This window comes from Methylobacterium sp. NEAU K, assembly GCF_030700285.1.
Lineage (GTDB): Bacteria > Pseudomonadota > Alphaproteobacteria > Rhizobiales > Beijerinckiaceae > Methylobacterium.
Genome location: NZ_JAUYZJ010000013.1, coordinates 56592 through 76328 on the forward strand (window position 1 = coordinate 56592; position 19737 = coordinate 76328).

The window sequence follows — 19737 nt, forward strand, 5'->3', positions numbered from 1 at the left end:
GAACATGCCCGAGACGCTGATCAAGGTCGATCTGACGCAATCGGCCTACGACAACGACATGGTGCACAACCGCTGGCACCCGGACATCCCGATGGTCGCCTATGTGAAGCCGGGCGCGGACTTCATCGTCGAGACCTACGACTGGACCGGCGGCTTCATCAAGAACAACGATTCCGCCGACGACGTGCGCGACATCGACCTGTCGATCGTGCACTTCCTGTCCGGCCCGATCGGCGTCGAGGGTGCCGAGCCCGGCGACCTGCTGGTGGTCGACCTCCTCGACATCGGCGCTAAGCCGGAAAGCCAGTGGGGCTTCAACGGCTTCTTCTCCAAGAAGAACGGCGGCGGCTTCCTCGACGAGCACTTCCCCCAGGCCCAGAAGTCGATCTGGGACTTCGAGGGCATGTTCACCAAGTCCCGCCACGTGCCGGGCGTGCGCTTCCCCGGCCTGATCCATCCCGGCCTGATCGGCTGCCTGCCCGATCCGAAGATGCTGGAGACCTGGAACACCCGCGAGAAGGCGCTCTACGATACCAACCCGGAGCGCGTGCCGGCGCTCGCCACCCTCCCCTTCGGGCCGACTGCCCATATGGGCCGGCTCACCGGCGAGGCGAAGGACAAGGCCGCCGCCACCGGCGCCCGCACGGTCCCGCCCCGGGAACACGGCGGCAATTGCGACATCAAGGACCTGTCGCGCGGCTCGAAGATCTACTTCCCGGTCTATGTGCCCGGCGCCGGGCTCTCGATGGGCGATTTGCATTTCAGCCAGGGCGACGGCGAGATCACCTTCTGCGGCGCCATCGAGATGGCCGGCTGGGTCCACCTCAAGGTCGAGCTGATCAAGGACGGAATGGCCAAGTACGGGATCAAGAACCCGATCTTCAAGCCGTCGCCGATCACGCCGAAATTCGATGACCACCTGATCTTCGAGGGCATTTCCGTCGACGAGCATGGCGGCCAGCACTACCTCGATGTACACATCGCCTACCGCCAGGCCTGCCTGAACGCGATCGAGTATCTCAAGAAGTTCGGCTATTCGGGCGCACAGGCCTACTCGATCCTCGGCACGGCGCCGGTCCAGGGGCACATCTCGGGCGTCGTCGACATCCCGAACGCCTGCGCGACGCTCTGGATTCCGACCAAGATCTTCGAGTTCGACATCAATCCCGGCGCCGACGGACCGACCAAGTTCCTCGACGGCTCGATCCAGATGCCGCTCTCGCCGGATCTTTGAGCATGCCGGTCTACGATTACGCCTGCGAGGCCTGCGGGCCGTTCACCGTCATGCGGCCCATGGTGGAGTTCAAGGATCCGCACGACTGCCCGGATTGCGGCGAGACCTGCCAGCGGGCCTTCCTGACCGCACCGCGGATATCCGGGATGGATGCGGGGCTGAAGGCCGCCCACGCCACCAACGAGCGCAGCCGCCACGCGCCGCGGCGCTCGGGAAGCCACGGGGCGGGCTGTGGCTGCTGCACGCCGAAGAAGACGGCCGCGACCCCCGCCGCCGCCAAGAGCTTCCCGAGCGCGCGGCCCTGGATGATCAGCCACTGACCTAAACGCGAAGTGCCCTCCCCCTCCGCGGGGGAGGGTGGCCCTCGCGTCAGCGAGGGTCGGAAGAGGGGAGCCCCGTATGCCGGATGAGTCGCGCCATGCGCGACATCCTGCAGCGTCGCGCTGCCCCTCTCCCGCCCCGCATCCGCGGGGCATTCTCCCCCGCAGAGGGGGAAGGTAACGGCGCCTCTCGGCGCAACAATCCTCGGAGGAATCCACGCCATGATGCACGGAGACATCTCGTCCAGCCAGGACAGCGTCGGCGTCGCCGTCGTCAACTACAAGATGCCGCGCCTCCATACACGCGCGGAAGTTTTGGAAAACGCCAAGGCGATCGGCAAGATGATCGTCGGTATGAAGTCGGGCCTGCCGGGTCTCGACTTGGTGATCTTCCCCGAATATTCCACCCACGGCATCATGTACGACGCCGCTGAGATGTACGAGACCGCCTCGACCGTGCCGGGCGCGGAGACCGAGGTGTTCGCCGCCGCCTGCCGGGAGGCCAAGGTCTGGGGCGTGTTCTCGCTCACCGGCGAGCGCCACGAGGAACACCCGAACAAGGCGCCCTACAACACCCTGATCCTGATGAACGACCAGGGTGAGATCGTGCAGAAATACCGCAAGATCATGCCCTGGACGCCGATCGAGGGCTGGTACCCGGGCGATCGCACCTACGTGTCGGACGGGCCGAAGGGGCTGAAGATCAGCCTGATCATCTGCGACGACGGCAATTATCCCGAGATCTGGCGCGACTGCGCCATGCGCGGGGCCGAGCTGATCATCCGCTGTCAGGGCTACATGTACCCGGCGAAAGAACAGCAGATCGTCATCTCGAAGGCGATGGCCTTCGCCAACAACACCTACGTGGCCGTGTCGAACGCCGCCGGATTCGACGGCGTCTACACGTATTTCGGCCATTCCGCGATCATCGGCTTCGACGGCCGCACGCTCGGCGAGTGCGGGGAGGAGGAGATGGGCATCCAGTACGCGGCCCTGTCGAAGTTCCTGATCCGGGACTTCCGCGCCCACGGCCAGTCCGAGAACCACCTCTTCAAGCTGCTGCACCGCGGCTATACTGGGATGATCAACTCGAAGGAGAACCGGCACGGGATGTCGGAATGCCCATACGAGTTCTACCGGCGCTGGATCGAGGACCCCGACGGCACCCGCGACGCCGTTCGTGCCATCACCCGCCAGAGCGTCGGCACCGAAGAATGCCCGATCGAGGGCATCCCGTTCGTCGGCAAGGGTCAGGGCGCCCCCGATCCGGTCAGCTGACACGCTCGCCGTCCCCGGACGGTCCTCGCTGTGTGGGACTCAGCGCGCTCTGATGTCGGGGCCGTGCTCGATGGCAACGCGATCGGGCACGGTTCCCGGCTGTCGCATACTTGGGCCGAGCGGGGCCCACCGCGATGATCGCCTATCCGATGAGTTGCCTTGTCACGGCGTCGATATATCAGTGCAATTTTATAGATTAAATCAGAATTTTAGCAAAACTTACATCAAATTTTTTATCAATACTGATTTACGAATTTATTCAAATCTTAATCGCATTTTTAAGCGATATTGTTGATCGATTTTAAAGAATTCGATTTCAGAGCCTCACCCGGACGCTCGACTCAAGCACAAATTCGACAGCTATCAAGTATGTTAATATGTCGCCTTGACCTTAGCAGCAATCGTGGCGAATGCAGGTTTTTATTACTCATTGATCTAGGTCAAATACAATTTAAATTTAAAAGTATAATCACTATTCACCCCCGGCCTGAGCGACGATTGCATGCAGATGCGTGCTTCTCAATCGCATCTGCAGGGGGCCATACATTGAAAGCAGGAGGAAACGATGAAAAAACTCCTTCTCATTGGATTCTCGTCGTTATTGAGCGTCTCATCAAGCGGCCTGCACGCACAGGGCGTTTTAGCCACTCATGTACAAGAACGTGCAAAAGAAATACTGAATGCGGTGGATTGGAAAGCACTCACCGACGCCCGCATCGATCTCGTCAAGACCGCCTTACAATTGACGCCAGACCAGGCAAAATATTGGCCTGCGGTTGAAAATGCTATCAGGGCCCGGAGCCAGGCTCGGCATGCACGCCTCGAAATTTTGGCGACCCCTCGGACGGAACGCCGAGATCCGATCGAATTCCTGCGCGACCGCGCTGATAATTTATCTCAGCGGGCGACCAATCTCAAGAACCTGGCCGACGCTTGGCAGCCGCTTTATCAGACTCTCGATCCGACCCAGAAGCTGAGGATGCGCATACTGACCATTTATGCGCTGCGAGAGATGAGAGACGGCATAGAAAGTCGCCGCCTGCAGAATGAAGATGACGATGACGATGAGTCTTGATCGGCTATCTGTCGAGTGATCCTCATCGGACGATTCGAACGCATAATAAGAATGCGGATTTGACATTCTTGAACGATCGGGTCCGCCCTTCATTCAAATCCATATGGCAGGGCGGACCATTTCGACAGGTCAGAGCAAGACCGTGGTCACGTGAGATCGAGGATGGCTCTGTCCGGCATCGAAAATCGACCGCCCGTCCCGCGGGATCAGGGGCGCTTTCAGCCCGACGTTCTCGCCCGCCCGAGGATAACCCGAAGCTTGGCAACCTCTCGCGCCCAGTTCCGGGTGGCATTGTGAACAGTCGGGATCGACGTCTTGAAATCCGACCAGGAGGCGGTGTGATGAAACGACTTGCTTTTGCATTCGCGGCTATCGTCGCGCTGGTGATGACTGTCGGCACCGCGGACGCGCGGGCGTTCCGCGGTGGCGGCGGTTTTCGGGGCGGCGGCTTCCACGGGGGCGGCTTCCACGGCGCCAGGGTGGCGGGCGTGCGGGGCGGATACCGTGGCGGGTACAGGGGCGGCTATCGCGGCGGATACCGCGCCTATGGCGGATACCGCGGTGGATACGGGCGCTACGCTTACCGGGCCAGGCCGTACGGTTACGGCGCGGCGGCCGTCGGAGCCGGTGCCGCCGCGGCCTATGGTGCCCGGCGTTATGGCGGTTGCGGTCCGTACCGCTACTACGACGCTTATTCCGGCGTCTGCCGGCCCTACGGTTATTGAGGCGTCGCCTGCCCGCAGATCGAACCGAACCGTGCCACGTCCGGGCATGCCACGCACACGGATGAGTCCGCGTGCGTGACATGCATCCTCAGCGCGATCGGCACCTCCACCCGGGTCGGCGCGTGAGGGTGAGCACCAGCGTGCCCAGTTCTCGGTGAGGCGCGGAGCGTTCAGGCGAGATCACACAATCCCGGTCTGAGACGGGTATGATCCATGCCTTCAGAAAGCCGGCCGGACCGTCATCTCACCCTGACGGAACGCGCCGGCGGCACGATCAGGATCAACATGGACACGTCACCCCTCGGCCCCACGGCCTTCCGGACGCCCGCCGTGCTGCTCTCGGGCCCGGTGGACTACGACATGTATCGGGATTTCCGCCGCCAGTTTGGCGCAGCGGGCGACCGGGAGATCGTCGTGATCGAGTTGTCGACCCTCGGCGGCGACCCGGAGGTCGCCCGGATGATGGGCGAGGACATCCGCTATCACAGCGCGATGAATCCGGACCGGCGGTTCGTCTTCCTCGGCAAGGCGGCGATCTACTCGGCCGGCACCACCTTCATGAGCTTCTTCGCCCGGCCGAACCGCTACCTCACCCGCGGCACCCGGCTGATGATCCACGAGCGCAAGATGGACAAGCAGCTCCACGTCCAGGGGCCGCTCACCACCTGCCTCGCCTCCGTGCAGGCGACCCTCCACGAGATCGAATGCTCCATCGTGATCCAGAACGAGGGCTTTTCGAACCTCGTCCGGGGCTCGGACGTGAGCCTCGACGAGGTCCTGCAGAAAGCGCCCGCCAACTGGTACCTCGAGGCCGAGGAAGCCCGGTCGCGGGGCCTGATCGAGGCGGTGATCTGACGCTCAGGCGGCCGGGTAATCGGCCCCGAGGCTCGTCTCGCGCCAAGCCTCGATCTCCGTGAGACGCTGCTTCAGCCGGCCCGTGACCGCCTCGAAGCCCCAGGCGCCGAGCACGAGGTGGCGTGGCGGGCTCTCGCTCTCGGTCACCCGGATCATCGCCTCGGCGGCCCGCACCGGGTCTCCGGCCTGGGTGCCGCTCTTCTCCGCGGTGGCCTTGAGGCGCGCGCCCGCCGTCTCGGCATAATCCGGGATGGTGCTCCGCGTCTGAACCAGGGAGCGCCTGGCCCAGTCGGTGCGGAACGGCCCCGGCTCGATGCAGGTCACCCGGATGCCGAGCGGCCCGACCTCTGCAGAGAGCGCGTCGGAGAAGCCCTCCACCGCGTGCTTGGTGGCGGCGTAGTAGCCGGAGCCCGGAAAGCCGACGAAGCCCGCCACCGAGGTGACGTTGAGGACGTGGCCGGCGCGCTGTCTGCGCATGAGCGGCAGCACGGCCCGGGTCAGGGCGAACAGTCCGAACGCGTTGGCGTCGAACTGCGCGCGGATCTTGTCCTCCTCGCCTTCCTCGATCGAGGATTGGTAGCCGTAGCCCGCATTGTTTACGAGCACGTCGATCCGGCCGAATTTCGCATTGGTCTCGTCCACAGCCTGGGCGATCTGGCCGGCCTCGGTGACATCGAGGGACAGGGCCAGGACCCGATCCTCGGCGCCCCGCGCCAGATCGACGACCTTGGCCCGGTCGCGGGCCGTGACCACCGCGCGCCAGCCCCGTGCTATGACGAGCTTGGCGAGGTCCCGGCCGAAGCCGGTGGAGCAGCCGGTGATGAACCAGACCGGATTCGTGTTCTGCGTCATGGTGCGTTCCGTTTCCTTGCGCCCTGGTCAGGGCGTCGCCGCCGGTTCCGTCAGCCGGTCGACCGAGAGAAGGTAGGCGATCAGCGCCGTTCGATCCGCGCGGCGCATGCCGGAGCCGGCATCCGCCCACACGACGTGCCCCCTGCCGGTAACGCGGGCCGTCCGCGCCGTATCCGAGGCCTCGCTCGGGGCGACCTTCGCCCGCGGCTCGCGGTCGGCCAGCGCGCGCAGTCTGTCGGCGGCAGCGGCCGACGTTCAGGACGACGCCGGCCCGACCTCGCGGCTTGCGGGGTCAAACGCATCGATGCGGCGCAATTTTTCTCACAGGTCCTCTAAGACTTTTTCAGCAGCACGCCTATCCTGTTCTGAGGTACTGTCGTGTGATAGACATGCTTTTACTGCAATGCCGCAAATCATCGCTGCATTGCAATATTGCTTGTATACAGAATCCAGTCGGCCGTGCGGCCTGAACCTGATCTGGTGCCGCACCACCGGCCGGTGACATGCTCGGTGGCGGCGGGCGTCGAGGCGGGCCGTCTTATCGGACCGGAGGGAGATCGCGGGCTCCATGAAGAAGAACAAGGTCATCACGGCGGACGAGGCGATCGCGCTGATCCGTGAGAACGACGTCGTGACCACCACGGGCTTCGTCCAGAGTTGCATCCCGGAGGCGTTGCACGCCGCTCTGGAAAAGCGCTTCGTCGAGACCGGCTCGCCGCGCGGCCTGACCCTGATCATGACGGCGGGTGCCGGCGACAGCAAAGGCCTCGGCACTGGCCGGCTGCACCATCACGGCCTGCTCTCGCGGGTCATCGCCGCCAATTTCGGGCGCATGCCGAAGGTCGCGCAGGCGGCGCAGGACAACCTGATCCGCGGCTACAACCTGCCCCAGGGGGTGATCTCGCAGCTCTACAGGGCCTGCGCCGCCGGCCAGCCGGGCCTGTTCTCGAAGGTTGGCCTGAAGACCTACGTCGATCCCCGCCACGGCGGCGCCAAAGTCAACGAGCTGACCACGGACGACATCGTCAAGCTCGTCGAAGTCGATGGCGAGGAATGGCTGTTCTACACCGCCACCAAGATCGACGTGGCCTTCATCCGCGCCACCTCCGCCGACCCTTCCGGCAACCTCTCCTACGAGAAGGAGGCGCTGACCCTCGACTGCCTCGCCCAGGCCATGGCGGCCCGCAACAACGGCGGCATCGTGATCGCCCAGGTCGAGCGCATCGTCGACGACGGCTACCTGCTGCCCAAGGATGTGCGCGTACCGGGCATCCTCGTCGACTGCGTCGTCGTCGCGGAGCCCGAGATGCACCGCATGAATTACGGGGTGATGCACGACGCCGCGCTCGCCGGAGAGATCCGCGTGCCGGTGACCGGCATCAAGCGGATGCCGCTCAACGAGCGCAAGATCATCGCGCGGCGCGCCGCCTTCGAATTGCCGCCGAACGGCGTGGTCAATCTCGGCGTCGGCGCGCCGGAGGGCATCGCCTCGGTCGCCAACGAGGAGAAGATCACCCCCTACATCACGCTCACCACAGAGGCCGGAGCGGTCGGCGGGGTGCTCGCTTCCGGATCGAGCTTCGGCGCGGCCACGAACGCCGACTGCATCATCGACCAGAACCAGATGTTCGACTTCTACGACGGCGGCGGCCTCGACATGACCTGCCTCGGCATGGCCGAGTGCGATGAGACGGGCAACGTCAACACCTCGAAGTTCGGCGGGAAGCTGAACGGCTGCGGCGGCTTCATCAACATCTCGCAGAACGCCCGTACCGTCGTGTTCGCAGGCACCTTCACGGCCGGCGGCCTGGAGATCGCCGTGGACGACGGCCGGATGCGGATCGTCAGTGAAGGCAAGGCCCGAAAGTTTGTCGCCCAAGTGCAGCAGAACACCTTCTCCGGGCCCTACGCGGTCGAACGCGCGCAGCCCGTTCTCTACGTGACCGAACGCTGCGTCTTCCAGCTGACGTCGGACGGGCTGGAGCTGATCGAGGTTGCGCCCGGCATCGACATCGAGCGCGACATCCTCGCCCACATGGATTTCAAGCCGGTGGTGCGCAATCCGGTGCCGATGGACCCGCGCATCTTCCGCGACGAGCCGATGGAGTTGCTCTCGGACCTGCTCAACCTCGATCTCACGTCGCGCATCAGCTACGACGGCGAGCGCAACATCCTCTTCATCAACCTGGAAGGCTGGCACTGTCGGGTGAAGAGCGACATGGACGAGCTGCGCATGACCATCGTCGAGGCCTGCCGCAAGGCCGGCCAGCGGGTCAACGCCGTGATCAACCACGACGGCTTCCGGCTCAACGAGAACCTGATCGACGATTATGCCGGGATGATCCAGTATCTCCAGGCGAACTACTACGCGACCACGACGCGCTACGTGACGAGCGCCTTCCTGCGCCTGAAGATGGAGGAGGCGCTGACCAAGCGTGGCGTGGCCCCCCACGTCTTCGAGCGGAAGGAGGAGGCCCAGGCCTTCCTCGGCAGCACCGAGGACAAGAAGGCGCGCAAGCGGATCTCGCCGGCAATCGCCTCGGCGGCGTGAGGGCGCGCGGAACGGGGCACCACGTCTGAGAATTCGGCCGGGATGCTGGTGCTCGCGGCATCGGCCGGACGGGACCGAGCCTGTCCGGCCTGTAGCCATTGCGGGGCCGCATTGGCGGTCGGGGCTCACCAGTGGGCACCGGTCACCGCATCCAGAACCGCCCGACCCCTGGCCGCTCGCCGCGAGGGAACCGGAAAAATCTCAGCCCCTTGCTGCCGAAGCCGAAGGCTCCGGATAGCGACCGCTAATAACCTCGCCCCGAATCGACGCCCTGCGGCGGCTGTCCGGTCCTGCGGTATTCGCGCAGGTTGGCGGCCACCGTGGCGGAGGCCGAGTCCATGTCGGTCGGGCCGGAGATGTGCGGCAGCACGGTCACGCCCGGGTGGGACCACAAAGGGGACTCGGACGGCAGCGGTTCGACCTCGAACACGTCGAGCACCGCATGTGCGAGATGTCCGCTGTCGAGGGCCGCAATCAGATCCTGGGTGACCACGATCGGCCCACGGGCGAAGTTGATCAGCGCGGCCCCGGGCTTCAGGGCCGAAAGCCGCTCGGCATTCACGAGGCCGCGTGTCTCCGGCGTCAGCGGAACCAGGCAGACGAGGATATCGCACCGGCCGAGCAGGCCCGGCAGCCCGTCCGCGCCGTGGACCGTTTCGATCCCCGCCACGGCCCTCGGCGTGCGGCTCCAGCCGGCGACCCGGAACCCGGCCCCGACGAGCCTCTCGGCCGCCGCGGTACCGAGCGCGCCGAGGCCGAGCAGGCCGACGACCGTGTCGGCGGGCTTGCGATAGGGATGCGGGCGCCAGATGCGGCCGTGCTGCTGGCGCGCGTAGGCCGGCATGTCGCGCTGGAGATAGTAGGTCCAGGCCAGCACCGCCTCCGCCATGGTGCGGGCCATTTCCCGGTCGACGAGCCGGACGATCGGGAGCGGCCGGTCGAAGGCGCCGACGAGCTTCTCGACGCCGGCCCACAGGCTCTGCACCCAGACGAGGCCGGGAAGGGCCGCGACCTCGGCCGGATCGGGATTCGCCACGATGGCGACCTGCGCGGCCGCGCGCCCGGCGTCATCCAGGGCGCGGAACGGCACGAGCCGCTCCTCGGGCATCGCCGCCGAAAGGACCTTCAGGTACTCCGCCTCCTGCGCCGGATTCCTGCACCCGACCAGCGCGACCGCCTCCGCCATCCTGGAACTCCGTACGCGTCTCGATCACCCGCCCGCGCGGACGATGCAGGCGCTGTGCCTCGGCGGGGCCGGATCGGCAAGCCGGCCGGGGCGCCGCGCGATCAGCGCGCCTCGACGAGGGCCGGGTAGACCAGGCGGACGCGGCGGCGGTCCTCGGGGATCGCGGTCTCGGACCGTTTGCGAAGGCTGCCGGTCGTCCTCGGCACCGGCACCACCGCCTCGGTGGGCCGCAGGCGCCAGTGCTCGGCGCCGGCCATCTGGATGCGGGGTTTCGGACGTTCGAGATGGCCATCCGCGCCCTCGGTCGGGACGGTGGCGAGCCCCGCCAGCGTCATCGCGGAAAGAAGGATGGACCGAATCCAGGGGTGGCGTCGGGCAGGAACGGGATGGACAGGCATGGCAAGGCACCGCGGGAGCAGGCCACAGCGCCCTCCGCCGACGTGGAGGCCGGACCGGCATGCGGGAGCGTGGCAAAACGGACACTGCCCGCCGCGCGTGAAAACGGGATCGAACCGAATCGATTCCCGACCTGTTCCCAACACCTGTCTCGAGTCGCGGTAAATGCGAACTCAGGAGGCACGGTAAACGACGCGAACGGGAGGACGCAGAGGCATGGCGAGCAAGGTCGAGGGGAGAACCGGGACTCCGGAGCGTGCGGAGATCGGCCGGGTGATCGACACCGACATCTCCGCGCGTCTCGACCGGTTGCCGTGGGGGCGCTTCCACGTCCTCGTCATCGTGGCACTCGGCATCACCTGGGTGCTCGACGGTCTGGAGGTGACGCTGGCGGGCTCCCTGGTGGGCGCCCTGCGCAAGCCGCCGATGTCGTTCTCCGAGTTCGACGTAGGGCTCGCCGCCTCCTGCTACCTCGTCGGCGCGGTGACCGGCGCGCTCGGCTTCGGCTGGCTCACAGATCGGATCGGCCGCAAGAAGCTGTTCTTCATCACGCTGGCCCTCTACCTGATCGCGACGGCGGCCACGGGCCTGTCCTGGAACGTCTGGAGCTTCTGCCTTTTCCGCTTCTTCACCGGCGCGGGGATCGGCGGCGAGTACACGGCGATCAACTCGACCATCCAGGAACTCGTCCCGGCCCGGGTGCGCGGCTGGACCAACCTCGTCATCAACGGCTCGTTCTGGATCGGCGCCGCGCTCGGCTCGTTCATGTCGATCGTGCTGCTGCGGCCGGAGGTGATCGATCCGGCCTGGGGCTGGCGGGTGGCCTTCTTTACGGGCGGCGCCATCGGCCTCGTGATCCTGCTGCTGCGCACCTGGATCCCCGAGAGCCCGCGCTGGCTCGCCACCCATGGCTACGCCGCGGAGGCCGATCGGGTCGTCACCGGCATCGAGAAGCGGTTCACCGACGAGGGCGTCACGCTGCCGCCGGTGGACGAGAGCAAGCGCATGAAGGTGCGCACCCGCGACCACACCCCCATCTCGGACGTGTTCCGCGCCCTGTTCGTCACGAGCCGCAAGGAGACGATGGTCGGCCTCGCGCTGATGGTGGCACAGGCGTTCTTCTACAACGCCCTGTTCTTCACCTACGCGCTGGTCCTGGAGCGCTTCTATGACGTACCGGGCAACAGCGTCGGCTGGTACCTGCTGCCCTTCGCGCTCGGCTCGTTCCTGGGTCCGCTGCTGCTGGGGCGGCTGTTCGACACGATCGGCAGGCGCCGGATGATCGGCTTCACGTACGGCATCTCGGCGCTGCTGCTCATGGCCGTCGGCCTCCTGTTCCGGCTCGACGTGATCGGGCCGGTCGGGCAGACCGCGGCCTGGATGGTGGTGTTCTTCTTCGCCTCGGCGGCGGCGAGTTCGGCCTACCTCACGGTTTCAGAGACCTTCCCGCTGGAGATCCGAGCGCTCGCCATCGCGGCCTTCTACGCGGTCGGCACCGGCATCGGCGGCGTCTCGGGGCCGCTCCTGTTCGGCAGCCTGGTGGAGACCGGCTCCCGGGACTGGGTTCTGTTCGGCTACGGCCTCGGAGCCGTGCTCATGCTGGTCGCAGCCGTGGTCGGCGGGATCTGGGGGACGGCCGCGGAGGGCCGGTCCCTGGAGGACGTCTCGAAGCCGCTGGCGGCGGTGTAGGCATCGAAGCCGTCAGGCGTCCCGGTGAGGCGCCCGACGGCTCCGGTCACCCATCCTTCCGCCACACCTGCCCATGGTAGACGAAGCGCCGGCCCTCGTTCGCGAGCGCAGCCAGGCCCTGGAAGGCGGGGTCGTGGACGGTGATGACGCTGGTCGGGATCTTGCGCATCATCTCGGCGAAGGGCGCCTTGCGCTCGAAGGCCGTGCGGAAACCGCTCTCCGCCAGCACCTTGACGATGCGGGGGGCGATCCCGCCGCCGATATAGATGCCGCTGGTGGCCAGGAAGGTCAGGGCGAGGTCGCCGCAGACCCGGCCCAGCAGGCGGCCGAACAGTTTCAGGGTCTCGGCGGCGTGCGGGTCGGAGGCGTTGAGCCCGGCCTCGGTCACCGCCGCCGGGTCGATCTTCTCGTGCGGCCTTCCGGTGCGGACATGCGCAACCGCCGCGTGCAGCCGCGACAGGCCGGGCCCGGACAGCACCGCCTCGACGGTCACGCGCCCTTCGACCCGCTCCAGCGCGTGCCAGACCGACTCCTCGAAAGCGTCCGTAGGGCCGAAATCGGTGTGGCCGGCCTCGGTGGAGACGATGGCGAGATGGGCGGCATACGGCACCAGGGCCGCCGCGCCGAAGCCGGTGCCGGGCCCGAGCACGACCCGCGCACCGCCCGGCACGGGCGGACAGGGTCCGATCGGTGTCAGGTCGTTCGGCGCGATGTCGGCGGCACCGGCCGCCACCGGCACGTAGTCGTTGACCACCACCGCGGTGGAGAGGCCGAAATCCGCCGCGATGCGCTCGCCGGCGATCTTCCAGTGCGCATTGGTGAGCTGGATCTCCGGCCCGTCGACCCGTCCGGCGATCGCCAGGATCGCCGAGCGCGGCGGGGGGGCCCGCTCCCCGTCCCGGGCGAGGGACGCCCTGATGGCGTGCGACGGATCGGGATGGTCGGCCGTCGCCTCGTGCGAGAGGATCCGGGGCTTGGCGCCCTTGGTCTCGATGAGGCCGAAGCGCGCGTTCGTGCCACCGATGTCGCCGACCAGGACCGGAAACTCGAACATCGACTGGTTGCCCTGTGTTTGCTGAGTCACACGGCAGGATGCAGGCCTGCCACAGCGGGACGGATGATAGGGCGGCCTCAGGCCGGCGGCAGGGCCTCGGGATCGATGGCGCCCCGCTCGCCCCATTCGCGCAGGAGCGCGCGGACGGCGGCCGGGTCGAGCAGGCGACGGCTGGCCAAGGTATCGCCGTCGCCGACACGGACCGCGACACCGCCGTCCTCGCCGACCGACGCGAAGGCGATTTCGTCGGTGCGGTCGTCGCCGAAGAAGACCGGGCGGCGCCCGGCATAGGGGGGCTGCTCCATGAAGGCGCGGATCGCGTGGGCCTTGGTCGCCAGCGCGGGCACGATCTCGCCGACCGCCTTGCCGAGCTGCAGCCGGTAGGCGCCGCCGAGGGTATCGGCCACCTCCCTGACCAGATCCTCGGCGCGTTCCGCGTCGGTGGCGCTCGCCAGCCGCCAGTGCACCGCCACCGAGGCCCCCTTATCCTCGATCAGCACGTTGGCGAGGGGGCGGCTCATCGCCTGCAGACGCTCGACCTGCCGGCGCAGCTCCGGGTGGTCCTCCGCGCTCGCGCCCGAGAGCGTCCCGCCGATCCGGCGCTCGACGCCATGCAGCCCGGCCGCGTCGAGACGCGACGGCGCGAGGAAGCCGTCGATCACCGAGACCGGGCGGCCGGTCACGATCGCCAGCGCCCCGCCCAGCCGGTCGCGCAGCCGTTCGAGGGTCTGCACCAGCCCGGGCGCGACCTGGACGGCGTCCGGTCGCGGCGCGATCTCCGTGAGCGTTCCATCGAAGTCGAGGAAGAGAGCGATGTCCATCGCGGGCGATCCCGGGCCGTGAGCGTCGGGGACGAGCTAACACGGGGCGGCCTTCCGACAAACGGCAGCGCACGCCGCTCCATTTCTCACTTCTGATACGCTATATGCAGAGCCCAGCATGGCACGTCCCCTAGCCCGCCCGACTCCCGATCCAACGAAGCCCGGCGAGGAGAGCGTCTGGGACTATCCGCGGCCGCCCCGTCTGGAGCGGGTGAAGGAACGGCTGCGGGTGGTGCTCGGCGGCGTGGAGATCGCCCGGACGAGCGACGGCTACCGCGTGCTGGAGACGACCCATCCACCGACCTATTACCTGCCGCCCGGCGACGTGACCGCCGGCGTGCTCTCGAACCCGCGGCGCGGCGGCATCTGCGAGTGGAAGGGGCAGGCTGTGCTGTTCGACGTGCGCGGCGGCGACCGGCTGGCACCGAGCGCCGCCTGGTCCTACCCCGAGCCGACGGCGGATTTCGGCAAGATCGCCGGCTATGTCGCGTTCTACGCCCTGCCGATGGATGCCTGCTTCGTCGGCGAGGCCCTGGTCACGCCCCAGCCCGGGACCTTCTACGGCGGCTGGATCACCCCCGGGATCGTCGGCCCGTTCAAGGGCGCCCCCGGCACGATGGGTTGGTGATTGTCTCGTCCGCTCGCCGGAGGCGCGCCCGAACGCGTCACCGTTGCGCTTTCCATTTGAAGGCGCTCTCTGCCGAACTGCTCTCCACTCCGGCCGAGAGCGCCCCATCGATCCTGTCCGGGCCCGCGGCCGCGAAGGAGACGTCATGAGCGCACTGACCGAGATCGACCCGGAGGGCGCCGGGCTCAGCCCGGACCGGCTCGCGCGGATCGAGCCGTGGATGGACCGGCTGGTCGCGGACGGCCGGCTCGCAGGCCTGTCCGTCACGGTGGCGCGCCGGGGCCGCGTGGCCTTCGCCCGTGCCTGCGGTCGAGCCGACCTCGCCCGCGGGACGCCGTTCACCCTCGACACGGTGACGCGGATCTATTCGATGACCAAGCCGCTCACCTCGGTGGCGGTGATGCAGCTCTACGAGCAGGGCCTGTTCCAGCTCGACGACCCGGTCGCCCGTGTCCTGCCGGAATTCGCAGAGATGCGCGTCGCCGTGGGCGGCAACCGGGCGAAGATCGAGACCGAGCCGGCGCGCCGGCCGATCACGGTGCGCGACCTGCTCACTCACACGGCGGGCCTGACCTACGGCTTCATGGAGGCGACGCTCGTCGACGCGCAGTACCGCGAACACGGCGTCGACTTCCTGGCCCGCGAGGGCAGCCTCGCCGATATGACGGCCCGTGTCGCCGCGCTGCCGCTGCTCGCACAGCCCGGCAGCGCCTGGAACTACAGTGTCGCCACCGACGTGCTCGGCCAGTACGTTGCCGCCCTCAGCGGCCGGCCCTTCGATGACTACCTCCGGGACGAAGTCATCGGCCCGCTCGGCATGGTCGATACCGATTTTTACGTCCGCCCCGATCTGATGCCGCGCTTCTGCGCGACCTACGCGTATGACCGCGACCGCCGGCTCAGGCTGTTCGACGACACGGTGGAAACCGCCTTCGCGCGGCCGCCGGCGATCGCCTCGGGCGGTGGCGGCCTCGTCTCCACGGCAGCCGACTACCAGCGCTTCTGCCGGATGATCCTCAATCGCGGCACACTCGACGGCGCGCGGCTCCTCGGCGGCAAGACCGTCGCGCTGATGCTGGCGAACCATCTGCCGGGAGATCTTGCGGCGATGGGTACGCCGCGGTTCGCCGAGACCTCCTATACCGGGATCGGCTTCGGCCTCGGCTTCTCGGTGATGCTCGACCCGGCCCGGGCTCAGATCCTCGGCACGCCCGGCGAGGTCGCCTGGGGCGGCCTGGCCTCGACCGCCTTCTGGATCGACCCGGCCGAGGACCTCTCGGTCGTGCTGATGACGCAGCTCGTGCCGTCCTCGGCGCTGCCGATCCGGCGGGAGCTGCGGGTCCTGACCTACGCGGCGCTCGACGACTGAGCGCTCGCCGCGGAAGCGTATCCTCCCGGCAGGGCCCCGAGCCCCGCCCGATGGCAACGCCACCGGGCCGTGCGCTAAGCGCCGACGCGGCTCATTGCGGAGCGGGCGCCTCGGGAGCCGCGGGCTTCGGGGCCGACTTCGCGCCCGTCTTGGCGGTCGGCTTGGGCGCGGAAGCGGTGACGAATTCGGGGTCGCTGTGCGGACCGTTCGGGCCGTTGGTCGGGCCGGCGAGCTGGCCGGGGGCGAGGTCGGTGACCTTGGTCCAGGTCTGCGACTTGCACAGGAAGGCGATCAGGCAACCCCGCACCGTCAGCTCGCCGGGGGCGTCAGTCCAGATCGTGACGTCGTAGGACTTGCCGTCCTCGGAATTGTAGATCTTGCCCTCGTAATGGGCGTCGGCATTCGGCTTCAGGCCCATGATGAGCTGGTGGCCGAGCGAGGGGCGCGTCTGCTTCTTCGGGTCGGGGTTCTTGAAGTCGACCCGCGGCTCTCCCTTGTCGCTGAGCGGGACCTTCAGCCAGACCACGTAGCCGCACAGCCGGTCATTGGCGGCACCGCATTTCTCAAGGCGCACGCGGGCACGGCCGTCCTCGGTCAGGTAGGTTCCGCTGGGGTCGGCCGGAGTCGCGGCGCGCGCCGGGGCTGCGACCGTGGCGAGTGCCAGGAACGCGAGCGGCGCCACCCGGCGGCCGGTCGAAAAAAACGTCATACTCGAACTCCTATGCCTCGCGAAGCTCTGATGGAGATGAGACAGCCCGCCGTCGCGTCGCCGCTCCGGCGCGCGGAAAGCCCCGTGTCCTCGCGTCATCGCGCGCTCGCCGGGCCGAGAACCGGGCGGCTTGCGCATCCTGCCCGCCCTCTCTCGCGCGAAGTTGTCCGCATCATGACGGCGCAGCCTAGGGCTGAAGCTTCGCGGGGCGTCGTCGCGTGACGTGCGGGGGCTTCAGACGCGCGACGGGGGTGCGTTCCAGGCGGCGCCGAGGGGGCGCTGCATCAGGGTCACGTCGAGCCAGCGACCGTGCTTGTGTCCGACACCCACCAGGGTGCCGACCCGGTCGAAGCCGAGGCTCGCATGCAGCGCGATCGAGGCGAGGGAGCCGCTGTCGGCGATGACGGCGACCATCGACCGGCAATCGATCCGCTCGCTCGCCTCGATCAGCGCCGCGAGCAGGGTCCGGCCGACGCCGCTGCCCCTGGATCCACGCGAGACGTAGATCGAGTCCTCCACGGTGGAGCGGTAAGCGGCGCGCTGGTGATAGGGACCGGCATACGCGTAGCCGGCGACCGTGCCGTCCTTGACGGCAACCAGATAGGGGAAGCCACCGGCGCGCAGGACCGCGAAGCGGCGAGCCATCTCCTCCAGCGTCGGCGGCTCCGTCTCGAAGCTGGCCGTGCCGGTGCTGACGGCATCTCCGTAGATGAAGGTGACGGCCGGGATATCGTCCTCGGTCGCCGGGCGGATCGTGTGAGTCACGTCGGTAGCATACGGGCGCTCGGACCCCAGCGGCAACGCCCGATCACCCGGTCCCGCCTGCTTCGCCGAAGCGCCGACCCTGCGGCCGCGACGATGCCGCCCGATCACAGGGCCGAACGGCGGCGCGGACAGGTCGCGCCGCTGTCCTACGTGGGATCGGCGTCAGAGACGACCCCACCTTCCGAGCGGCGCGGTGCGCCGTGCGATCACTCGGCAGCGGTCATCTCGGCCGTGAAGTGACCGCACCAGTCCTTCGAGGCGACCACCGGCCACAGGCCCTTGGATTGCGGCGCCGGCTGGCTGACCGGCGGATTGAAACGACAGAGGCCCTCGTCGCCCTGCGTCTGGGCGCCGTTGAGCTTGTGATCTTCGAAGAAGCGGCAGCTCTCACAAGCGGCATTCGCGGAACCGGCCATCGTATCGCTCCATGATCGTCGCCGGAGCGAGAGCCAGATCTCGGATCGCTCGCCGACAGTTCTTAATTAGAACAACTCAAATGAAGGGTCAAGAATACGGGCCCGTCGGGTGCAGGATGGTCGACCACGGGCCGGAGGGAGCGGCCGCCCTCGAAACGCGACGAAGCCGAACCCCCGGGTGGGGATCCGGCTTCGCGGATCACGGCGGAACCCGTCAGATCGCCGCGATGGCGATCCCGGCGCTCGGGTCGGATGGGGCCCCGATCAGCCCTGCTTATCCTTCTTGTTGGCGTTGTGGTGGCCGACCGCGCAGCCTGCGGCGGCGCCCATCTTTCCGTGACCCGCCATGTGCCCGGCGACGCCGCCGACGACCGCCCCCTTGAGGCAGCCCTTCGCCTCGGCGGGCGCGCCGCCCAGGAGGGCGCCGATCATCAGGGTCGAGGCGAGTGCGATCCGATAGGTCATCGAGTGTTCTCCTGATTTGTCCTTCGAAACGGCGCCGCGGGCCGACTCGTTCCGCCGGACCCGTCGGGAACGGACGGTCGCGTCGTCAGCCTTGGTCGTCGCCGCGAAGCCGAAAGACGCGTTTGCGAGGCCTGCGCAGAGCGGCCGGGCGGGATGGACAGCGGTTCGGCGCACGCGAGCGCGTTGCACCGCCGCTTCCCGAAAGCCGGCCGCCCCTTTTCGGAGTGATGCTCTAGCGCGCGAGCCCCATGACGAGACGGAGCAGGTCCGATTGGCGCGTCGCGCCCGTCTTGGCGAAGATCGCCTTCAGCTGCGAGCGCGCCGTGGCGGCGGTGATCGCGAAACGGTTCGCCGCCTCGGCGAGGGTGGTGCCGCCGGACAGGGCCTGGGCGAGACGCGCTTCCGCGGGCGTCAGTCGGAAGGCTGCCTGGAGGATGGATGCGGCAGGAAGAGGCGCCGCACCGGGGACGCTGGCGACCAGCAGCGTGCTCCCCCCCGCGAAGAGCCCGCGGCTCGGACCGACCAGCGGGACGACGTGGATGGCGATCGGCGGCGCATCCCGGCGCGCCACGACGACCGCGGAGATCGGGGGCCGCCCACAGGGGCGCGTCAAAACTTCCAGCTGCCGCGCGGCCTCCGCTTCCTCGGCGACGAGGCGCCCGCCAGAGAGCTTCAGGTCGGGACCGAGCAGCGCGCCGAACGCCTCGTTCCAGCACAGCGAACGGCCCTCGGAATCCAGAACCATGGCGGCGCGCTCAATGAGGTCGAAGGCTTGTGACAGGCCGGCGAGCCGGGCCTTCTCGACCATCGCGGTGAGGAGCCCCGCGCGTCGGAGGAGCGGCGACAGGGTGGCGAGGCGCTCCTGCTCGTGCGGCTCGTACGGGCCCTGCGCCACAGTCCTCTGCAGGGACAGGCACCAGAGCCGCCCCTTCACCTCGAAGCCGATCCCGGCAAACCAGCGCAGGCCGCGGGAAGCCAGCAAGTCCTGATAGTAGGGCAGCCGCTTGATCTCCTCGAGCGTGGTGAAGTCCTGGTCGACCGCGATGCCGCGCGTGCGCATCATCGGTAGGCCGCGGAGGCGGTGATCGTCGCGGTGCCACCCTTCGTCGAAGTATCGGCGCGACGCCGGCGCGAGTGAGGCCGTCGCGAGCGCGTCCAGCGCCGTATGGTCACTGCGCAGGAGCAGGGCGCCCTCACTGCCGGCCGCCTGCGACACACGCTCCATCAGATCCGGCCAGCGCTCGGGGTCGATCACCGCTTCTTCCAGGTCCTCCCGGAAGGTGGCCTCCAGATCGTCCCGCAGCCGGGGGACGGAATCGCGGTTCAGGCCCAGCATGACGCACGGCCCC

At 67.8% G+C, this 19737-nt stretch carries 20 protein-coding genes; 10 read left to right on the top strand and 10 right to left on the bottom strand.

Translation table 11 applies throughout. From position 1 onward, the window contains the following. Window positions 1-4 precede the first annotated feature (4 nt). The 6 genes from fmdA (at window position 5) to Q8W67_RS12790 (ending at window position 5487) form a co-directional block, all read left to right on the top strand. Window positions 5-1234, top strand: a complete 1230-nt coding sequence (gene fmdA, locus Q8W67_RS12765) for a formamidase (RefSeq protein ID WP_305545953.1) — start codon at window positions 5-7, stop codon at window positions 1232-1234. A gap of 2 nt (window positions 1235-1236) precedes the next feature. Beyond that, window positions 1237-1554 (top strand): zinc ribbon domain-containing protein, encoded by a 318-nt coding sequence (locus Q8W67_RS12770; RefSeq protein ID WP_305545955.1) that lies wholly within the window; start codon window positions 1237-1239, stop codon window positions 1552-1554. Window positions 1555-1776: 222 nt separating this feature from the next. Continuing rightward, the gene (locus tag Q8W67_RS12775) at window positions 1777-2832 is read left to right on the top strand and encodes an aliphatic amidase (RefSeq protein ID WP_305545957.1); all 1056 of its coding nucleotides are present in this window, start codon (window positions 1777-1779) and stop codon (window positions 2830-2832) included. 565 nt (window positions 2833-3397) lie between these two features. Continuing rightward, window positions 3398-3907 (top strand): Spy/CpxP family protein refolding chaperone, encoded by a 510-nt coding sequence (locus Q8W67_RS12780; RefSeq protein WP_305545959.1) that lies wholly within the window; start codon window positions 3398-3400, stop codon window positions 3905-3907. 341 nt (window positions 3908-4248) lie between these two features. Continuing rightward, window positions 4249-4632, top strand: a complete 384-nt coding sequence (locus Q8W67_RS12785; protein WP_305545961.1) for a hypothetical protein — start codon at window positions 4249-4251, stop codon at window positions 4630-4632. A gap of 285 nt (window positions 4633-4917) precedes the next feature. Further along, window positions 4918-5487 (top strand): ClpP family protease, encoded by a 570-nt coding sequence (locus tag Q8W67_RS12790; protein WP_305545963.1) that lies wholly within the window; start codon window positions 4918-4920, stop codon window positions 5485-5487. Window positions 5488-5490: 3 nt separating this feature from the next. On the opposite strand, the gene Q8W67_RS12795 is transcribed toward Q8W67_RS12790, so the two are convergent. Continuing rightward, window positions 5491-6339, bottom strand: coding sequence for an oxidoreductase (locus Q8W67_RS12795; RefSeq protein ID WP_305545965.1), 849 nt, complete (start codon window positions 6337-6339; stop codon window positions 5491-5493). Between the two features lie 568 nt (window positions 6340-6907). Here Q8W67_RS12795 and Q8W67_RS12800 point away from each other — a divergent pair. Then, the gene (locus tag Q8W67_RS12800; protein ID WP_305545967.1) at window positions 6908-8890 is read left to right on the top strand and encodes an acyl CoA:acetate/3-ketoacid CoA transferase; all 1983 of its coding nucleotides are present in this window, start codon (window positions 6908-6910) and stop codon (window positions 8888-8890) included. 244 nt (window positions 8891-9134) lie between these two features. Here Q8W67_RS12800 and Q8W67_RS12805 read toward each other — a convergent pair whose 3' ends face one another. Together Q8W67_RS12805 and Q8W67_RS12810 are read right to left on the bottom strand one after the other, a co-directional pair. Then, the gene (locus Q8W67_RS12805) at window positions 9135-10076 is read right to left on the bottom strand and encodes a glyoxylate/hydroxypyruvate reductase A (protein WP_305545969.1); all 942 of its coding nucleotides are present in this window, start codon (window positions 10074-10076) and stop codon (window positions 9135-9137) included. Window positions 10077-10177: 101 nt separating this feature from the next. Continuing rightward, on the bottom strand, window positions 10178-10411 hold the full coding sequence (locus tag Q8W67_RS12810; protein ID WP_305545972.1) for a hypothetical protein: 234 nt from the start codon (window positions 10409-10411) through the stop codon (window positions 10178-10180). Between the two features lie 277 nt (window positions 10412-10688). Here Q8W67_RS12810 and Q8W67_RS12815 point away from each other — a divergent pair, with 277 nt between their 5' ends. After that, on the top strand, window positions 10689-12161 hold the full coding sequence (locus Q8W67_RS12815) for an MFS transporter (protein WP_305545976.1): 1473 nt from the start codon (window positions 10689-10691) through the stop codon (window positions 12159-12161). A 46-nt stretch (window positions 12162-12207) separates the two neighbouring features. Here Q8W67_RS12815 and Q8W67_RS12820 read toward each other — a convergent pair whose 3' ends face one another. Next, window positions 12208-13215 (bottom strand): glucokinase, encoded by a 1008-nt coding sequence (locus tag Q8W67_RS12820; RefSeq protein ID WP_305546088.1) that lies wholly within the window; start codon window positions 13213-13215, stop codon window positions 12208-12210. Window positions 13216-13292: 77 nt separating this feature from the next. Beyond that, on the bottom strand, window positions 13293-14036 hold the full coding sequence (gene otsB, locus Q8W67_RS12825; protein ID WP_305545978.1) for a trehalose-phosphatase: 744 nt from the start codon (window positions 14034-14036) through the stop codon (window positions 13293-13295). Between the two features lie 118 nt (window positions 14037-14154). Between otsB and Q8W67_RS12830 the strand changes: the two genes are divergently transcribed. Next, on the top strand, window positions 14155-14664 hold the full coding sequence (locus Q8W67_RS12830; protein WP_305545981.1) for a DUF427 domain-containing protein: 510 nt from the start codon (window positions 14155-14157) through the stop codon (window positions 14662-14664). Between the two features lie 145 nt (window positions 14665-14809). After that, window positions 14810-16033, top strand: a complete 1224-nt coding sequence (locus Q8W67_RS12835) for a serine hydrolase (RefSeq protein ID WP_305545983.1) — start codon at window positions 14810-14812, stop codon at window positions 16031-16033. Between the two features lie 91 nt (window positions 16034-16124). On the opposite strand, the gene Q8W67_RS12840 is transcribed toward Q8W67_RS12835, so the two are convergent. The 5 genes from Q8W67_RS12840 to Q8W67_RS12860 form a co-directional block, all read right to left on the bottom strand. Next, window positions 16125-16742, bottom strand: coding sequence for a DUF2147 domain-containing protein (locus Q8W67_RS12840; RefSeq protein WP_305545985.1), 618 nt, complete (start codon window positions 16740-16742; stop codon window positions 16125-16127). A 234-nt stretch (window positions 16743-16976) separates the two neighbouring features. Then, entirely contained in the window at window positions 16977-17507 is a 531-nt protein-coding gene (locus Q8W67_RS12845; protein ID WP_305545987.1) for a GNAT family N-acetyltransferase, read from the bottom strand. A 206-nt stretch (window positions 17508-17713) separates the two neighbouring features. Then, window positions 17714-17923, bottom strand: coding sequence for a hypothetical protein (locus tag Q8W67_RS12850; RefSeq protein WP_305545989.1), 210 nt, complete (start codon window positions 17921-17923; stop codon window positions 17714-17716). 264 nt (window positions 17924-18187) lie between these two features. Further along, window positions 18188-18388: a hypothetical protein gene (locus Q8W67_RS12855; protein ID WP_305545991.1), complete on the bottom strand. Its 201-nt coding sequence runs from the start codon at window positions 18386-18388 to the stop codon at window positions 18188-18190. Between the two features lie 232 nt (window positions 18389-18620). Further along, window positions 18621-19724, bottom strand: a complete 1104-nt coding sequence (locus tag Q8W67_RS12860; protein WP_305545993.1) for a helix-turn-helix transcriptional regulator — start codon at window positions 19722-19724, stop codon at window positions 18621-18623. Window positions 19725-19737: the final 13 nt, after the last annotated feature.

What these genes read in the sequence shown, in the direction of transcription:
- fmdA (WP_305545953.1), top strand. Translation starts at nt 5, where the DNA reads ATGCCCGAGACGCTGATCAAGGTCGATCTGACGCAATCGGCCTACGAC.
- Q8W67_RS12770 (WP_305545955.1), top strand. Translation starts at nt 1,237, where the DNA reads ATGCCGGTCTACGATTACGCCTGCGAGGCCTGCGGGCCGTTCACCGTC.
- Q8W67_RS12775 (WP_305545957.1), top strand. Translation starts at nt 1,777, where the DNA reads ATGATGCACGGAGACATCTCGTCCAGCCAGGACAGCGTCGGCGTCGCC.
- Q8W67_RS12780 (WP_305545959.1), top strand. Translation starts at nt 3,398, where the DNA reads ATGAAAAAACTCCTTCTCATTGGATTCTCGTCGTTATTGAGCGTCTCA.
- Q8W67_RS12785 (WP_305545961.1), top strand. Translation starts at nt 4,249, where the DNA reads ATGAAACGACTTGCTTTTGCATTCGCGGCTATCGTCGCGCTGGTGATG.
- Q8W67_RS12790 (WP_305545963.1), top strand. Translation starts at nt 4,918, where the DNA reads ATGGACACGTCACCCCTCGGCCCCACGGCCTTCCGGACGCCCGCCGTG.
- Q8W67_RS12795 (WP_305545965.1), bottom strand. Translation starts at nt 6,339, where the DNA reads ATGACGCAGAACACGAATCCGGTCTGGTTCATCACCGGCTGCTCCACC.
- Q8W67_RS12800 (WP_305545967.1), top strand. Translation starts at nt 6,908, where the DNA reads ATGAAGAAGAACAAGGTCATCACGGCGGACGAGGCGATCGCGCTGATC.
- Q8W67_RS12805 (WP_305545969.1), bottom strand. Translation starts at nt 10,076, where the DNA reads ATGGCGGAGGCGGTCGCGCTGGTCGGGTGCAGGAATCCGGCGCAGGAG.
- Q8W67_RS12810 (WP_305545972.1), bottom strand. Translation starts at nt 10,411, where the DNA reads ATGACGCTGGCGGGGCTCGCCACCGTCCCGACCGAGGGCGCGGATGGC.
- Q8W67_RS12815 (WP_305545976.1), top strand. Translation starts at nt 10,689, where the DNA reads ATGGCGAGCAAGGTCGAGGGGAGAACCGGGACTCCGGAGCGTGCGGAG.
- Q8W67_RS12820 (WP_305546088.1), bottom strand. Translation starts at nt 13,215, where the DNA reads ATGTTCGAGTTTCCGGTCCTGGTCGGCGACATCGGTGGCACGAACGCG.
- otsB (WP_305545978.1), bottom strand. Translation starts at nt 14,036, where the DNA reads ATGGACATCGCTCTCTTCCTCGACTTCGATGGAACGCTCACGGAGATC.
- Q8W67_RS12830 (WP_305545981.1), top strand. Translation starts at nt 14,155, where the DNA reads ATGGCACGTCCCCTAGCCCGCCCGACTCCCGATCCAACGAAGCCCGGC.
- Q8W67_RS12835 (WP_305545983.1), top strand. Translation starts at nt 14,810, where the DNA reads ATGAGCGCACTGACCGAGATCGACCCGGAGGGCGCCGGGCTCAGCCCG.
- Q8W67_RS12840 (WP_305545985.1), bottom strand. Translation starts at nt 16,742, where the DNA reads ATGACGTTTTTTTCGACCGGCCGCCGGGTGGCGCCGCTCGCGTTCCTG.
- Q8W67_RS12850 (WP_305545989.1), bottom strand. Translation starts at nt 17,923, where the DNA reads ATGGCCGGTTCCGCGAATGCCGCTTGTGAGAGCTGCCGCTTCTTCGAA.
- Q8W67_RS12855 (WP_305545991.1), bottom strand. Translation starts at nt 18,388, where the DNA reads ATGACCTATCGGATCGCACTCGCCTCGACCCTGATGATCGGCGCCCTC.
- Q8W67_RS12860 (WP_305545993.1), bottom strand. Translation starts at nt 19,724, where the DNA reads ATGCTGGGCCTGAACCGCGATTCCGTCCCCCGGCTGCGGGACGATCTG.